Below are 11,230 nucleotides of genomic sequence, written 5' to 3' on the forward strand. Positions count from 1 at the left end.
CGATGCCTTGGCCGGCGACCCGGGGATTGGGGTCCTGCATGGCCACCACCACCCGCGACACACCGGCCTCGACCAGCGCCAGGGCGCAGGGGCCAGTGCGCCCCTGATGGGAACAGGGTTCCAGGGTCACGTAGGCGGTGGCACCGCGGGCACGGTCCCCCGCCGCCCGCAGGGCGTGGATCTCGGCGTGGGGCTCGCCGGCCCACTCGTGCCAGCCCTCGCCGACGACCCGGCGATCCTTGACCAGCACGCAGCCCACCCGAGGATTGGGGTCGGTGGTGTAGCGCCCGCGACGCGCCAGCCTCAGGGCGCGTGCCATCCAGGCCTCGGGGAGGGATGGCTCAGCCATCAGGAATCTCCCGCCGGATCGGTGGGGAAGCCGGGCTCCTGGGCCAGACGGTCGATCTCGGCCCGGAACTCGTCGATGTCCTGGAAGCTGCGATAGACGGAGGCAAAGCGGATATAAGCCACCTGGTCGAGACGCTTGAGGGCCTGCATGACCTCCTCGCCGATGTCCCGGGCGTGGATCTCACGCTCGCCCCGGGCCCGCAGATTCTGGCGAATGCGCTCCACCGCCGCCTCGATGGACTCGGCGCTGACCGGGCGTTTCTCCAGAGCCCGCAGCATGCCGGCACGCAGCTTGACTTCGTCGAACACCTCCCGGGTGCCGTCGGACTTGATCACACGCGGCATCACCAGCTCGGCGGTCTCGTAAGTGGTGAAGCGCTCGCCGCAGGCCGCACACTGACGACGCCGTCGCACCTGATCGCCCTCCGCCACCAGGCGAGAGTCGGTCACGCGCGTGTCGTTGGCGCCACAGAAGGGGCAATGCATAGGGATAAACCCGAGGTCGATGAAAAAAGATGCCGATGCATTGTAACGGTTAGCAAGGAAGGCGCCCAGCGACTGCCGGCCCGGGCAGAGCAATGCTGCTATCTGCGATTGCCCTGCGGTCCGGGGAAATCAGTGGTTCCCGTGCTATCCATCGCCCTGCATGTCCATCGGCTGCACCCGCCTCACCGGGGCCTCGATGCTCAGGGTCTCACCATTGTCCAGGGTCAGGGTGAACGTGACGCTCTCGCCCTCGACCGGGGGCCTGGCCAGCTCGAAGAGCATCAGGTGCCAGCCCCCTGGCGCCAGCCGCACGGTCTTGCCGGCCGGGACCGGGATCGCCTCGACCTGACGCATCTGCATCACGCCATCCACCATCACGTGGTTGTGCAGTTCCAGGCTGCCGGCCAGGGGCGAGGTGCCCCCGACCAGCGCCAGGTCGACCTCGCCCGGGTTGGTCAAGTCCATGAAGGCGGCGGTGGTGGGCGACCCCGGTGGCACCGCCCGCACCCGGGCATCTTCGACGGTAAGGGACTCGGCCAGGGCAGTGGCGCTGAACAGCGAGACCAGCACCAGCGGTAAGGCAGCAATACGCATGTTGGTTGGCTCCAAAGGTTCAAGGTAACTCGACGAGCTTACCCTGCATCGGCGTTGACCGGGAGCGGGATGCGACATTGCGTCCCGCCAGCAGTCGGGGGGATTAATCCACGCCTAATGGCCTTGTGGCAGGGTGGGAACTCGCGGGCCCCCGGCAGGTCTCCACGACACCCCTTCATGACATCTCTTCATTACCTCTCTTCTTGATAGGACATCGCAATGCGAACCTTATGCCTCTCCCTGACGGCCGGCCTGGTCACGCTCTCGCTCACCTCGACGCTCTCCGCCAACGATCACTGGCCGTCGCCGGTCCAGGCGCTGGTGGACCAGGGCCTGAAAATTCACGGCGAATTCGAGGCCCCGGGCGGCCTCAGCGGCTTCGCCGCCAGCCACCGGGGGCGCGAGATGGCCGTCTATCTCACGCCGGACGGCGACCATGCCGTGGTCGGCACCCTGCTCGATGCCGAGGGCAACGACCTCTCCGCAGCACCGCTGGACGAGCATGTGCGCAGCGGCCAGGAGGCCAAGGTGTGGCAGCAGCTCGAGGAGAGCCACTGGATCCAGGACGGCGATCCACAGGCAGAGCGCGTGCTCTATACCTTCACCGACCCCAACTGCCCTTACTGCCGTAAGTTCTGGCAGCAGGCACGCCCGTGGGTGGAGGCCGGCGAGGTACAACTGCGCCACGTCATGGTCGGTATCCTGCGCAACGACAGCCCGGCCAAGGCGGCCGCCCTGCTCGGTGACCAGGATCCTGCCGCCGCCCTGCAGTCACACAGCGGCGACGGCGCCGAAATCGAGGCCGCTGCTCAGCCTCGCGAGGTCGAGGAGCAGGTCTACGCCAACAACCAGCTCTTCGAAGGCCTGGGGCTGATGGCCACCCCCACCACCTACTACCGCAACGACGAGGGCCGCCTGGAGAAAATCGAAGGCGCGCCCGGCGAGGCAGCGCTGCAGGACGCCATGGGTGGCCCGGCTCCCTGACGCCCGGCCCGACAGCACGCTTCCGCCTCACTGCATGGCCACGCCATGCTAGGATACCAGCCGTCGCCGGCTGATGAGCCAGCGCGGGCAATCGGCAGCGTATCGGGAACGAGGAGAGGTAATGGAGCCTGAGTCAATGGAGGGCGTAGCCGAGCCCTCGACACCCGACAACCCTCTGGCCGGCGGCAAGGAAGCCCGCCTGATCTGCTGGAAAAACGTCACGATCCTGCTGATCGCGCTGCTGCTGCTGCACCTGACAGCCCGCTACCACTACCTGCTGTTTCACCACTTGATCGAGGTATTCCGGGTGGTGACACTCGGTTGCATCTTCATCGTGGCCTGGCACACCCGCTTCTGGGCCACCAGTGGCCTGCTGATGATCATCGGCATGGCGGCACTGCCCATCGCCGGGCTCGAGCTGCTGCATAGCCTCGCCTACAAGGGCATGGGGATCTTTCCCGATGACGCCAACCTGCCGACCCAGCTATGGACCGGCTTCCGTCTGCTGGAAGCCGGCGCCTTCCTGCTTGCCGTGGTCCACAGCCGGCACCGCGTTTCCCTGGCGCCACGCTACCTGCTGGCCTTCAGCCTGGTCGGCTCGAGCATCGGCCTGCTGATCGTTACCGGCCACTTCCCCGACAGCTTTATCGAGGGCCAGGGGCTGACCCGCTTCAAGGTGGTCAGCGAATACGCCACCATCGTCCTGTTCCTCTCGAGCGGCGTGCTGCTTGTCCTGCATCGCCACCTGGTGGACGGTCAGGTGATGGGGCTGATGCTCGCCGCTCTGCTGTGCAACGCCCTGAGCGGTGCCACCTTTACCCGCTACGCGGATGTCTTCGGCATGGCCAACGAGGTCGGCCACTACCTGCTGCTGATCTCCACCTACCTGGTCTATCGCGCCATCCTCGCCAGCAGCCTGTCATCGCCCTTTCGCCTGCTGTTTCGCGAGATCAAGCAGAGCGAGCGCCACCTGGAAGAGCTGGTGACACGGCGCACCGCGCAGCTGCGTCGCTCCCAGATGCTCAACGACACCTTCATTTCCCGCTCGCCGGTGAGCATGTTCCTGACCGATGCCGACGGCCGCTTTATCCTCGCCAACCCGGCCCTGGGGCGCCTGATGGGTCAACCTTCGGACCGGCTCATCGGCCAAACCCCCGGGGATATCATGAGCGCCGAGGACGCCAAGGTGCTGACGGCTCCCGCTCATGAGGCACAGCGCCAGGGCAAACCACAACGGGCCCGCCTCAGCCTGTCGGGGCGCAACCATCGCCATCACCTGGACGCCACCTACTTTCCCCTGGCACTGGAGGAGGAGGCAGGCATGGGCTGCGGCGTCATCGCCCGGGATATCACCCAGCAGGAAGAAGCACATCGCCACATCGAGTATCTGGCCCACCATGACGGCCTCACCCAGCTCCCTAACCGCCACACCTTCGCCGAGCATGTCACCCGGCGGCTGGCCCGGCACGGTGCTGGCGGGACGCTGTTCCTGATCTATCTCGACCTGGACAACTTCAAGGACATCAATGACTCACTCGGCCACACGGCCGGCGACCAGCTGCTCTGCACCCTGGCAACGCGGCTCAGGCAGCTGACCTCGGAGCAGGATCTGCTGAGCCGCTACGGCGGGGACGAGTTCATGCTGCTGATCGAAAGGCAGGATCACTTCCGCGCCGAGGCATTCGCTGGCGAGCTGCTTTCCCTTATTTCGCAGCCCATGATCATCGAACAATACGAACTGGTGGTGACGGCCTCGGTGGGGATCGCCGGCGCACCCCAGGACGGCCTGGACTTTACCACCCTGTTTCGCAATGCCGACCTGGCCATGTATGCCGCCAAGGCGGATGGCCGCAACACCCTGCGCTTCTTTGATCAGCGCATGCAACAGCTGGCGAACGAACGGCTGACGCTGCTCGGCCACCTGCGCAATGCCCTTCCCCGCCACGAGCTGGAGGTCTACTACCAGCCCCAGTTATGCCTGCAGACCGGGAAGCTGGTCGGCGTCGAGGCCCTGCTGCGCTGGCGGCACCCGGAGCTGGGCTGGGTCACACCGGACCGCTTCATACCGATTGCCGAGGACAGCGCCCTGATCCTGCCCATCGGTGAATGGGTGCTGCGCGAGGCCTGCCGGCAGGTACAGGCGTGGCGCCAGGAGGGCCTGACAGGCGTCACCTTGGCGGTGAACCTTTCTGCCATCCAGCTCCAGCGCACGGACATTGCCAAGCTGACCCACGACGTATTGGAAGAGAGTGGACTGCCGGCGCAACGCCTCGAGCTGGAGCTGACCGAAGGTATCCTGCTCCAGGAACACGAGTGGCTTCACAGTGTGCTGAAGCGCCTCAAGGCACTCGGTATACAGCTGGCCATCGATGACTTCGGCACCGGCTACTCCAACCTCACCTATCTGCAACGCTTCGCCGTGAACAAGCTGAAGATCGACCAGTCCTTCGTGTTCGACATGGACCGCAACCCGGAGAGCCACTCCATCGTCGCCGCCATCCTGCAGATGGCGCACGGCCTGAAGCTTGTCGTCATCGCCGAGGGGGCGGGCAACGCCGACGTCGTCGCCGCCCTCCAGGAACTACACTGCGATATTGTCCAGGGGTTCCATTACGCCCGGCCCATGCCGGCCGAGCAGCTGATGGCCTGGTGGCGATCTCGAGAGGACGCCTGACGGCATGTCACCGTCAGGCGTCCCAGGCGGACATGGTGCCGCCGGATGCGCCTGCCGCGTATTCGCCCTACGCCGATAACGCCGAGTTTCAAGGCCCGGCGCGCGACAGCACACCGGGCGGCTTTGCCCGCCCGGTGATCGGGGCCTACTCCTCCAGGTCCTCGAAGCGCGGCACGCCGACGTTCCAGGGCTTGATCTCATCGCCCTTCTCGCCCCAGTTCTCGTGGTCGGCGAGACGGTGTCCGTCCACCTCGCGTACCTGGCCATAGCTGGAGTGCTTGTGGAAGGTCGGACCGAACTGCTCGAGCACCTGCTCGACACTCTCGGTGTAGCGCGGGTCCTGCGGGCGCTCCTGCCGGGTCATGTAGTAGGCGATGTCCCACGCCTCCTGGTCGGAAAGCGACAGCGGCTGGCCCAGCGGCATGTTGTTCTTGATGAACCCGGCCGCCGTATGGGTACGCACGATGCCGGCCCCCCAGTTATTGGAGCCATCGCCCCAGGGAGCCGGAAAGACGTACTCGCCATCCTCGTAGAGCCCCGAGCCATCCTCGCTGTGGCAGACCGCGCAGTTTTCCACGTAGAGTGCCTCGCCGTTCTCGTAGCTGAGCTCCTCGGGACGCTCCGGCGCCGGGAAGCCGCGGCCGTAGATCGGCTGATCCGGATACATGGGGGCGCCCGTCGCCAGCCACTGGTGATAGGCGGAGAGGGCCAGCATGTCGTCGCTGCCGTACGCCGGAGGCGTGCCGTTCATGGAGTAGGCGAAGCAGCCGGCGATGCGCTCCTCGAGGTTGTTGACGTGCTGGTTCTTGCCGCGGAAGTCCGGCAGCGTCACGGCGGCCGGCCAGACTGGCGCGCTGAACGGCTGGCGCCCCTCGCCCAGGTGACAGCTGGAGCAGTTCATGTCGTTGAAGACGTTCTCGCCGCGCAGCTGCTGGGTGTTGGTGAAGAGGTCGTAGCCACGGCGGATGACCTTCTTCAGCTCGGGATGGATATCGGCCTCCTCGAGGTCCGCCATGGTCGGCGGCACATGGACCAGCTCGCCCTCCTTTGGGGCGGGATAGCCCATCTCGGCGAGGGTCTCGTATTCTGCCCAGGCGGCCACGCTGATGCCGGCAGCCAGGGTCGCACTGGCCACGGCCAGGGTTGTCCTGCGAAGTTTCATGCTCTGCTCCCCCTTATTCGGACGCCACGGACTGATTGGCCAGCCAGGCCGAGACGGCACGGATATCCTCGTCGCCCATGCGCTTGGCGATGGCGCCCATCAGGTTCTGCGGATCATTGCTGCGCTCGCCGGCCTGCCAGGCACGCAGCTGGGTCTCGATGTAGCCGGCGTGCTGGCTGGCGATGCCGGGGAAGGTGCCACCGGCCCCTTCGTTACCCGGGCCATGGCAGCTCTTGCAGGAAACGATGTACGCGTCCCAGTCGCCACGCAGGGCCAACTGTTCACCACGCGCCAGCAGTGCCTCGTCGGCATCCTCACCCCCCTGAGCCTCGGTCACCGGCATCTCGCTGTAGTAAACCGCGACATCGGCGATCTGCTGGTCATCGAGCATGTTGGCGAAGGGCATCATGGTGGTATTCTCGCGGCGGCCCGCCTGGAAATCATGCAGCTGCTTGGCGATGTATGCCGCCGGCAGCCCGGCCAGGCGTGGCCAGGACTCGCCCCCCGAGACATTCATTCCGCTGCCATCCGCCTGGTGGCAGGCCACGCAGGTACCGGCCGCCTGCTGGCCGCGCTCGGCATCGCCCTCCAGGGCCTGTGCCTGGCCAGCGGCCAGCCCCAGGCCCAGCAGCAGGCCGAGCCCGCTCGCGATCCTCATGGTTGTCATGTCGGCTCACCCTCGTCATTGTCGTTGACCCCTTGCGGGGTTCCTTCCCGGGCCGGCCCTGCCGGTCCCGTCGACCTCGGCATCAGCGGCAGCGTCAGCCGGGCCTCCAACCCACCCCCTTCGGGGCGGCAAAACGCCAGCCCTCCGCCAAAGCGCTCGGCAATGGCGGCCACGATGGCCAGCCCCAGGCCACTGCCCTGCCGGCGGCTGGCCCGCCAGAAACGCCGTGACAGCTGCTCGAGCTGGGCGACGTCGACCCCGGGGCCATAGTCCCTGACCGCGCAGGTCAGCGACTCGCCAGCGGCATCGAGGCGGGCCGCGATCTCCACGGGGCTCGCCCCGGGGCCGTGACACAAAGCGTTATCCACCAGGTTGCGCAGGGCCGTGATCGCCAACTCCCGAGGGACCGCCAGCTCCCCCTCGGGCCAGGTCTCGGGGAGCGTGCAGCGCTGCCGATCACTGGCCGAGGCGTCGCGTAGCGCCAGCGCCACCACGTCGGCGATGCGACTGGCCTCGCCATCCTCGAAGTGTAGTCGCCCTTCCACACGTGCCAGCATCAGCAGCTGGTCCAGTGTCCGCGAGAGCCGGGCCACGCCCTCTTCGGCATGCGCCAGGGACTGGCGCGCCGCCTCCCCTTCGACCCGACCCGCCACCTGCAGATGCGTCTTGATGGCCGTCAGCGGCGTGCGGAGCTCATGAGCGGCGTCGTTGGTGAAGCGCTGCTCCCGCACGATGGTCTGCTGGATGCGCGCCAGCAGACTATTGAGGGTCTCCACCAGCGGACGGATCTCCATCGGGACGCCATGCGTCGCCACCGGTGCCAGAGCATCCGGGTGACGACGGGCCAGGGCATCACGCAGCCGGCCCAGCGGTCGCAACCCCCTCACCACGCCGAACCAGAGCGCCAGCAGGCTGCCGGCCAGCGCCACCAGGAAGGGCACCACCGCCACCTGCAGCACGTTGCGCATCAGCTGATCACGCTCGTCCATGCGATCCGCGGTGGTGATGGTCAGCCCGTCCCGCTCGTAGGTGAACACCCGCCAAGTGACCCCGCCTTCCTCGCGGTAGGCATGGCCCGGCTCGCGAGCCTGCAGGATGCTCTCCATGTCGGTATGGGTGCGCGCCATGATCTCGCCTCTGGGCGAATGCACCTGGCAGGCCAGCCCCTCGATGGGCGGAATGGAAAGCGCGCGACGGTCAGCCTGCTCCCAGACCTCCACCGGCAGCTGGGCCATCAGCCCGGACACCATGCGCGCCGACTGGGCGAGACGCTGGTCCAGGGTCTTCTCCACCTGCTGGTGCAGATCGCGCATCAGCCAGGCGGCGGCCAGGCCCCAGAACAGCAGCAGGGTCAGTCCCAGGGTCAGTACCAGGCGCGTACGCAGGCTCATGCCCGCGGCGCTCCTGGACGGCGCGGCACCTCCACCGCGGCGGGCTTGCCCAGCCGGTAGCCCAGGCCGCGCACCGTCTCGATCACCCGGCTGCCGAGCTTGCGGCGCAGGTGGTGGATGTGCACGTTGAGCGCATTGCTCTCCACCTCCTCGTTCATACCGTAGAGGCTGTCCTTGAGCTGATCGGCAGTCAGCACGCTGCGCGGGGCCTGGAGGAAGGTTTCCAGCAGCACCAGTTCACGGCGCGATAGGCTCACCAGCCGCCCGGCCACGCAAACCTCGCGGGCTACCGGGTCCAGGCATAGCGGGCCATGCTCGATCAGGTCCCTGCTGCGCCCGGCCGCCCGCCGCAGCAGGGCCTGCAGGCGCGCCACCAGCTCGTCCAGGTCGAAGGGCTTCACCAGGTAGTCGTCGGCTCCCACGTGCAGACCCTCGATACGATCGCTCACCGCATCGCGGGCGGTAAGGATCAGTACGGGGGTATCGACTCGCGCCCTGCGCCACTCTTCGAGAAGCCACATACCGTCACCGTCGGGCAGGCCCCGGTCGAGGATGACCACGTCGCTCGACACCGCCTCCATGGCCGAGCGAGCCTCAGCCATGGTGGCAACAGTATCGATGACGAAGTCATGAACGGCGAGGCCGGCCTGGATGCCCGACGCCACCAGGGCATCATCCTCGATGAGCAATACGTGCATGAGAGCAGATCCTCCTTGATGTGCGACATCGTGTCACTCGACCATTAAGACGGCGTTAAGCCGCCATAAGGCGAGAACACGTCGCGCCTCATTCATTGGTCGCAACGTCCTGGTGACAAGAACGAATATCCCCCACCGGAAGAACCGACGGGGGATGTCACGCGAGGCGGGCCAACGACCGACGGGTCAACGGCTGGCGAGGACCGCTCGGGCCAGGAACCAGCCGACGACCATGGTCACCAGCATGGCGAGAAGCGGGCCGGTGAGCCCGGCGATGGAGGCGAAGGCCGGACCCGGGCAGTAGCCCGACAAGCCCCAGCCGATGCCGAACAGGGCAGCACCACCGATCAGCCGGCCGTCCAGGTCCTGGCGCGTGGGCAGATGGAAGTGTTCGCCGAACACCGGGTTGGGGCGACGCAGCACCAGTCGGTAGCCAATGAAGTTGGTCGCCACGGCGCCGCCCAGCACGAACATCAGGGTCGGATCCCAGGCGCCGAAGAGGTCGAGGAAGCCGAGCACCCGCGCCGGGTCGGTCATGCCGGAGACTGCCAGGCCGAGGCCGAAGATCAGCCCCGCGATATAGCCCATGAGCGTTTTCAAGGTCTCGGACGTCATGCGCCACCTCCGATCACGTGCCGAACCACGAAGACGGTGACGATCGCCGCCACCAGGAACGTCAGGGTCGCCACCAGGGAACGCATCGACAGCCGGGAGAGGCCGCAGACGCCGTGGCCGCTGGTACAACCACTGCCCAGGCCCGTGCCCAGGCCCACCAGAAGGCCGGCCACCAGCATCAGCGGCACGCCGCCCGCGGGCGCGCCGACGACCTCGCCGGGGCTGCCGGCCACGTTACCCAGGCCACCGCCCAGCAGCAGCAACACCACAGGGCCGCTGATCAGGCCGAGCAGGAAGGCCACGCGCCAGGCGCTGTCGCCCTTGGGCCGAGCGGTGACCAGATTGCCGATGATGCCGCTGATGCCGGCGATGCGGCCCAGGGTGGCCATCAGCCAGGTGGCGGACAGGCCGATGAGGATGCCACCGGCCAGTCCCTGCAGGGATGAACTCCAATCCACTCTTCTTCTCTCCTTTACGGTAGTTAGGGATAGCGTTTCACGAGTCGTTGGAACGACACGTCATTTCCGCCCTTGTTCACTCGATACCATTCGTCGAGGCGTCAAACCGGCAATCAATGCGCTTCGACAACGGCCCTATCGGTCCAGCCGACTGCCCGGTGCGCTGGCGCTTACCGAGCCTGCGGCCGAGGCAAGGCTCGAAGCCTCGGTAGGCCCGATAAGCCGGAGGCGCATCGGGCGGGAATTGCCCGGTGCGCTGGCGCTTACCGAGCCGGCCTATGGCCTTGATAGCTGCAACTCGGCACAACGCTGCGACAGGGTCCCATCACTCTCGCCGCGTAGTTCCTGCCAGGCGTCGTAAGTACTCAGGAACACCTGGCCGGTCAACTCATGAAAGAACTCGGTGTGCTCTAGACGATCCATCACCGGTCCCTTGACTTCTACCAGATGGAGCTTGACGCCGGCGTCCTTCAGGCGGCTGTTGATCGCCTCCAGGCTCTCCAGCGCCGAGGCGTCGATGACGTTGACCGCCTGGCAGGCCAGCACCAGGTGCTGCAGCCCGGGTTGACGAGCGGTCAGCTCCATCACCGTGTCTTCCAGGTAGCGTGCGTTAGCGAAGTAGAGACTCTCATCGACGCGCAGGATCACCAGCCGCTCATCGGTTTCCACCTGGTGGCGACGCACATTGCGAAAGTGCTCGCTGCCCGGGACGCGCCCCACCACGGCACTGTGGGGGCGGCTGGTACGGTAGAGGTGCAGCCCCAGCGACAGCACCACACCGACCAGAATGCCACTCTCCACGCCATGCACCAGCGTCAGGATCAGGGTCGCCAGCATGGCCACGCCGTCCGCCCTGGAGTAGGCCCAGGTGCGCTTGATGGCGGGCAGGTCGATCAGGGTCGCCACGGCCACGATGATGGTCGCCGCCAGGGTCGCCTTGGGCAGGAACGCGAGTAGCCCGGTCAGGGTAAGTGTCGCCAGGGCGATACCGACCGCGGTAAGCGCACCGGCAATCGGCGTCTGGGCCCCGGCCTCGAAGTTGACCACGGACCTTGAAAACCCGCCGGAGACCGGCGAACCACCGCTCACGCCCGCGGCCACGTTGGCCAGGCCAAGGGCAATCAGTTCGGAATCGGGATCAATCCTCTGACGC

At 66.7% G+C, this 11,230-nt stretch carries 12 protein-coding genes; 2 read left to right on the forward strand and 10 right to left on the reverse strand.

Translation table 11 applies throughout. The annotated features are described in order from the left end of the window. The 3 genes from ribD to RI841_RS10205 all read right to left on the reverse strand — a co-directional run. On the reverse strand, positions 1-349 hold a 349-nt coding region (gene ribD / locus RI841_RS10195; RefSeq protein WP_310705496.1), incomplete at its 3' end, for a bifunctional diaminohydroxyphosphoribosylaminopyrimidine deaminase/5-amino-6-(5-phosphoribosylamino)uracil reductase RibD. Next, complete coding sequence (nrdR, locus tag RI841_RS10200) at positions 349-834, reverse strand: transcriptional regulator NrdR (RefSeq protein WP_310705498.1); 486 nt, start codon at positions 832-834, stop codon at positions 349-351. The genes nrdR and ribD, both read right to left, overlap by 1 nt. A gap of 144 nt (positions 835-978) precedes the next feature. After that, positions 979-1,428, reverse strand: a complete 450-nt coding sequence (locus RI841_RS10205; RefSeq protein ID WP_310705499.1) for a copper chaperone PCu(A)C — start codon at positions 1,426-1,428, stop codon at positions 979-981. Positions 1,429-1,647: 219 nt separating this feature from the next. On the opposite strand from RI841_RS10205, the gene dsbG reads away from it, so the two are divergent. Continuing rightward, positions 1,648-2,412 (forward strand): thiol:disulfide interchange protein DsbG, encoded by a 765-nt coding sequence (gene dsbG / locus RI841_RS10210; protein WP_310705500.1) that lies wholly within the window; start codon positions 1,648-1,650, stop codon positions 2,410-2,412. Positions 2,413-2,533: 121 nt separating this feature from the next. Continuing rightward, positions 2,534-5,086: an EAL domain-containing protein gene (locus RI841_RS10215; protein ID WP_310705501.1), complete on the forward strand. Its 2,553-nt coding sequence runs from the start codon at positions 2,534-2,536 to the stop codon at positions 5,084-5,086. A 145-nt stretch (positions 5,087-5,231) separates the two neighbouring features. Here RI841_RS10215 and RI841_RS10220 read toward each other — a convergent pair whose 3' ends face one another. From RI841_RS10220 to RI841_RS10250, 7 genes are all read right to left on the reverse strand, one after another. After that, positions 5,232-6,248 (reverse strand): c-type cytochrome, encoded by a 1,017-nt coding sequence (locus tag RI841_RS10220; RefSeq protein ID WP_310705502.1) that lies wholly within the window; start codon positions 6,246-6,248, stop codon positions 5,232-5,234. Positions 6,249-6,261: 13 nt separating this feature from the next. Beyond that, positions 6,262-6,915, reverse strand: a complete 654-nt coding sequence (locus RI841_RS10225) for a c-type cytochrome (protein WP_310705503.1) — start codon at positions 6,913-6,915, stop codon at positions 6,262-6,264. After that, positions 6,912-8,306 (reverse strand): ATP-binding protein, encoded by a 1,395-nt coding sequence (locus RI841_RS10230; protein WP_310705505.1) that lies wholly within the window; start codon positions 8,304-8,306, stop codon positions 6,912-6,914. The genes RI841_RS10225 and RI841_RS10230 overlap by 4 nt, the downstream gene beginning before the upstream one ends. Next, on the reverse strand, positions 8,303-9,004 hold the full coding sequence (locus tag RI841_RS10235) for a response regulator (protein WP_310705506.1): 702 nt from the start codon (positions 9,002-9,004) through the stop codon (positions 8,303-8,305). Before RI841_RS10235 ends, RI841_RS10230 begins: the two co-directional genes overlap by 4 nt. Before the next feature lie 186 nt (positions 9,005-9,190). Further along, positions 9,191-9,619, reverse strand: a complete 429-nt coding sequence (locus tag RI841_RS10240; protein ID WP_310705507.1) for a DUF6691 family protein — start codon at positions 9,617-9,619, stop codon at positions 9,191-9,193. Next, a complete protein-coding gene (locus RI841_RS10245; RefSeq protein ID WP_310705508.1) occupies positions 9,616-10,077 on the reverse strand; it encodes a YeeE/YedE family protein in 462 nt (153 codons plus the stop codon). Before RI841_RS10245 ends, RI841_RS10240 begins: the two co-directional genes overlap by 4 nt. Before the next feature lie 276 nt (positions 10,078-10,353). Further along, positions 10,354-11,230, reverse strand: an 877-nt coding sequence (locus RI841_RS10250; protein WP_310705509.1) for a SulP family inorganic anion transporter, incomplete at its 5' end; no start/stop codon positions are given.

Origin of the sequence: Halomonas sp., from assembly GCF_031581305.1 — a bacterium.
In the GTDB taxonomy this organism is placed as follows: domain Bacteria; phylum Pseudomonadota; class Gammaproteobacteria; order Pseudomonadales; family Halomonadaceae; genus Halomonas.

What these genes read in the sequence shown, in the direction of transcription:
- nrdR (WP_310705498.1), bottom strand. Translation starts at nt 834, where the DNA reads ATGCATTGCCCCTTCTGTGGCGCCAACGACACGCGCGTGACCGACTCT.
- RI841_RS10205 (WP_310705499.1), bottom strand. Translation starts at nt 1,428, where the DNA reads ATGCGTATTGCTGCCTTACCGCTGGTGCTGGTCTCGCTGTTCAGCGCC.
- dsbG (WP_310705500.1), top strand. Translation starts at nt 1,648, where the DNA reads ATGCGAACCTTATGCCTCTCCCTGACGGCCGGCCTGGTCACGCTCTCG.
- RI841_RS10215 (WP_310705501.1), top strand. Translation starts at nt 2,534, where the DNA reads ATGGAGCCTGAGTCAATGGAGGGCGTAGCCGAGCCCTCGACACCCGAC.
- RI841_RS10220 (WP_310705502.1), bottom strand. Translation starts at nt 6,248, where the DNA reads ATGAAACTTCGCAGGACAACCCTGGCCGTGGCCAGTGCGACCCTGGCT.
- RI841_RS10225 (WP_310705503.1), bottom strand. Translation starts at nt 6,915, where the DNA reads ATGACAACCATGAGGATCGCGAGCGGGCTCGGCCTGCTGCTGGGCCTG.
- RI841_RS10230 (WP_310705505.1), bottom strand. Translation starts at nt 8,306, where the DNA reads ATGAGCCTGCGTACGCGCCTGGTACTGACCCTGGGACTGACCCTGCTG.
- RI841_RS10235 (WP_310705506.1), bottom strand. Translation starts at nt 9,004, where the DNA reads ATGCACGTATTGCTCATCGAGGATGATGCCCTGGTGGCGTCGGGCATC.
- RI841_RS10240 (WP_310705507.1), bottom strand. Translation starts at nt 9,619, where the DNA reads ATGACGTCCGAGACCTTGAAAACGCTCATGGGCTATATCGCGGGGCTG.